Origin of the sequence: Acinetobacter sp. NBRC 110496, from assembly GCF_000876115.1 — a bacterium.
GTDB lineage: Bacteria > Pseudomonadota > Gammaproteobacteria > Pseudomonadales > Moraxellaceae > Acinetobacter.
The window spans coordinates 1-3,267 of the sequence record NZ_BBTF01000105.1; the positions used below are offsets into that span (position 1 = coordinate 1).

General features: G+C 40.0%; 4 protein-coding genes and 2 pseudogenes. 5 read left to right on the forward strand and 1 reads right to left on the reverse strand.

The genetic code is table 11. The features are described from left to right. Window positions 1-212 (forward strand): annotated as a pseudogene (locus Aba26S_RS20500) (ribonuclease D); the annotation flags it as partial. A 20-nt stretch (window positions 213-232) separates the two neighbouring features. On the opposite strand, the gene Aba26S_RS20505 reads toward Aba26S_RS20500, so the two are convergent. Further along, window positions 233-967, reverse strand: a complete 735-nt coding sequence (locus Aba26S_RS20505; RefSeq protein WP_043974927.1) for a bifunctional 2-polyprenyl-6-hydroxyphenol methylase/3-demethylubiquinol 3-O-methyltransferase UbiG — start codon at window positions 965-967, stop codon at window positions 233-235. Between the two features lie 170 nt (window positions 968-1,137). Here Aba26S_RS20505 and Aba26S_RS20510 point away from each other — a divergent pair, with 170 nt between their 5' ends. From Aba26S_RS20510 to Aba26S_RS20525, 4 genes and pseudogenes are all read left to right on the forward strand, one after another. Further along, the gene (locus Aba26S_RS20510; protein WP_004653415.1) at window positions 1,138-1,443 is read left to right on the forward strand and encodes a YcgL domain-containing protein; all 306 of its coding nucleotides are present in this window, start codon (window positions 1,138-1,140) and stop codon (window positions 1,441-1,443) included. Continuing rightward, entirely contained in the window at window positions 1,436-1,822 is a 387-nt protein-coding gene (locus Aba26S_RS20515; RefSeq protein ID WP_004772126.1) for a hypothetical protein, read from the forward strand. The genes Aba26S_RS20510 and Aba26S_RS20515 overlap by 8 nt, the downstream gene beginning before the upstream one ends. 35 nt (window positions 1,823-1,857) lie before the next feature. Then, on the forward strand, window positions 1,858-2,709 hold the full coding sequence (locus tag Aba26S_RS20520; RefSeq protein ID WP_005241473.1) for a MoxR family ATPase: 852 nt from the start codon (window positions 1,858-1,860) through the stop codon (window positions 2,707-2,709). 12 nt (window positions 2,710-2,721) lie between these two features. After that, window positions 2,722-3,267: pseudogene (locus tag Aba26S_RS20525) on the forward strand (hypothetical protein); the annotation flags it as partial.

Sequence of the window (3,267 nt, forward strand, 5' to 3'; positions counted from 1 at the left end):
GAGTGGTTTTACAAACTGGTATTCCGAAAGAAGTGTTATTGCGTAAGAAATGGATGAATGCCATTTATGAACATGTGGTCTTTCATTTAGATGAGCAATCTTTACCGTCTTATTTAATGGGATGGCGTTATGACATTCTGACACAACCTTTGATTGCGTTGTTAAAAGAAGATATTGAATATTTAGCGATGCAAATGAAAATTGCACGTTAGAAAATCAAAGAGCTAAGTAATTAGCTCTTTTTTTTGGCTTTGATGATGAGCATCATGGGGCGTCTTAATTCATTCTGCCAACTTAGCCTTTCAACCATTTCTTTAGGTGGTGTTGGTTCAATCACTGCTGTAATTTCAAAACCTGCAGTTAATAAGGCTGTAATATAGGTTTCAAGCGTTCTGTGATATTTCACAACTTTTGCATCTAAAAAATGGGTTTCTCTTTTGCCTTGTTCGAAATAGTGGTCAACAGGCCAGTGCATCGGCTGTTGCTCTGCATCATAGTACCAATCTTGTTGCTCACAGGCTGTGAAAATAGGATGCTCAACCGAATAGTACAGTTCGCCTTGAGACGTTAATAAGGATGCAGCCTTGGCAAACACAGGCTTAATATCTTCGATGTAGTGCAAAGCAAGAGAACTGATTATGACGTCAAAGCTCGCTGTATCTGCTGCAAAGTCCTCAATTGCGGTATGTTGATAATCCACGTTTTGGGCTGATGTTAACAGACGTGCTTTTTCAAGCATTTTAATGGATAAATCAATTCCGATCACTGAACGAGCACCTTGTTCAGCAGCAAACTGACAATGCCAGCCATAGCCACAACCTAAGTCTAAAACCTTTTTATTCTTTAACTGGGGCATATGTGTTTTAAATGTGGACCACTCACCAGCAGCATTTAGGCCGTGCACTGAGCGAGGCATTTTTGAGTATTCAGTAAAGAAGTGTGGATCATCATATTTGTTTTGTTGCATAGCTGTGCCATTGAAAAATCATGGCTTGATTATGACACTCTGCGCGAATACTCTGAAATAGGTTGTATTGTGAATCTGGAAAAAAGACGACTCTAGCGTTAACAATCGTTAATGTATCCATTTTTATTTTCATGTATGCTGTGTCTGATTGTTAATAGATGTGAGTCAATATGCACTGCGATATTTATAGATCGAGCAAAAAAGATGAAATGTATATGTACATTGCTCGTCCAAATTATCCTGATGACAAGGAACAAGAAAACCCATTTGAAGGTGTTCCAGAAACAGTTTTACAAGCATTCGGCAAAGCTACTTTTGTGATGCATTTAGAACTTCATAATGAGCGTAAACTTGCACGTGCTAACGTTTTACATGTTTTAGACTCCCTAAATACCAAGGGCTTTTTTATTCAGATGCCACCAGAAGGGTTAATCAATCCAAACGCGGTAGAACCTGAGGGCTTACGCGGTGCTTGAGACTTTAACAGCGATTTGGTCGAATATTCTTTCAGTACTGGATCAGTTTCCTGAAGAAAATGTTGCGATCATTGTTTATGTTACAGGGACATTAATTGCATTGTGGTGCTGGTATCGTTTGATGTCACGCCTACCGAATCCAATTGGTGGCATCCTCTGGATTGTGGCTTTTGCCGTTCTTGCAACACCAACTATTTCAGAAGGTCCAAACTCGGCCTTAGCACCAGCGATTTTTGGTTTGCTTTTTGGTGTACTTACTAAAGAGCATGTCTTAATCTGGTCAAACTTATCATTGATTTTATTTGTCATTGGTACGGGTTTATTGATCGGTTTCTGCTGGTCGAAATATACTGCAAATAAAACTGCACGTTCAGTTTAGATACAACGTTAAATACAGAAAAATAAGGTTTTTAAATGTCTGCTGATACACAACACTTCACTGGTACAGATCAATATATTGCAACTGATAGCTTAAAGCTTGCAGTGAAAGCTGCCCGCGCTTTGCAGAAACCATTATTGGTAAAAGGTGAGCCCGGTACAGGTAAAACATTGCTTGCAGAGCAAGTGGCTGAAAGTTTAGGTTTGAAGCTGATTACTTGGCATATCAAGTCAACCACTAAAGCCCAGCAAGGTCTGTATGAATATGATGCAGTATCACGCTTGCGTGACAGCCAGTTAGGTGATGATCGTGTCTACGACATTAAAAACTATATTAAACCGGGTAAATTGTGGGAAGCATTTACCAGTGAAGAACGTTGTGTACTGTTGATTGATGAAATCGACAAGGCGGATATTGAGTTTCCAAACGACTTATTGCATGAACTCGATAAAATGTCGTTTTATGTTTATGAGACAGGCGAGACTATTACTGCAACACAACGCCCAATCGTGATTATTACCTCGAATAATGAGAAGGAACTGCCAGATGCATTCTTGCGTCGTTGTTTCTTCCATTATATTGAATTCCCAGATGATGCAACCATGCGTGACATCATTGCAGTACATTTCCCGAATATTTCAAATACCTTGGTCAGTGAAGCATTGCAGGTGTTCTTTAAATTACGTGAAATCCCGAATTTGAAGAAACCACCTTCAACATCAGAGTTGATAGACTGGTTAAGCCTGTTGATGGCCGATGATATGCCAGAAGATGTATTGCGCAATCACGATAAATCAAAAGCGATCCCACCATTGTATGGTGCTTTGATTAAAAATGAACAAGATGTGCAATTGCTTGAACGTTTAGCCTTTATGTCACGCCGCTAAGAGTGTTTAAAAATGTTTGTGCGACTGTTTTACACCTTACGCAAATATGGCGTGCCTGTAACAACACGTGAGCTCATTGATCTTAATCAGGCGGTCGCTTCAGGTCTTGTGTTTGCAGATCAGGAACAGTTTTATCAATTGGCTAAAACTGTTTTAGTCAAAGATGAGCGTTTTTTTGACAAGTTCGATCGTGCCATGAAAGATTATTTTGATGGTATCGAAACTTTTGATTTGGATGAATTGCTAAAACAAGTTCACAAGTTACCGAAAGACTGGTTTGATCTTGAGCTGTTAGAAAAACACCTTACGCCTGAACAACGTGCTGAGCTACAAAAGGCAGGTTCTCTCGAAGAGCTGATGAAAATGCTGGAAGAACGCTTACGTGAACAGCATAAAAAACATCAGGGTGGCAATCGCATGATTGGTACCGGAGGAACCTCGCCATTCGGCGCTTTTGGTGATCATCCAGAAGGTGTTCGTATTGGCGGGCCAGGGCGTAAACGTTCGGCGGTTAAAGTTTGGGAACAACGTAAATACCAAAATCTGGATGATGTGATG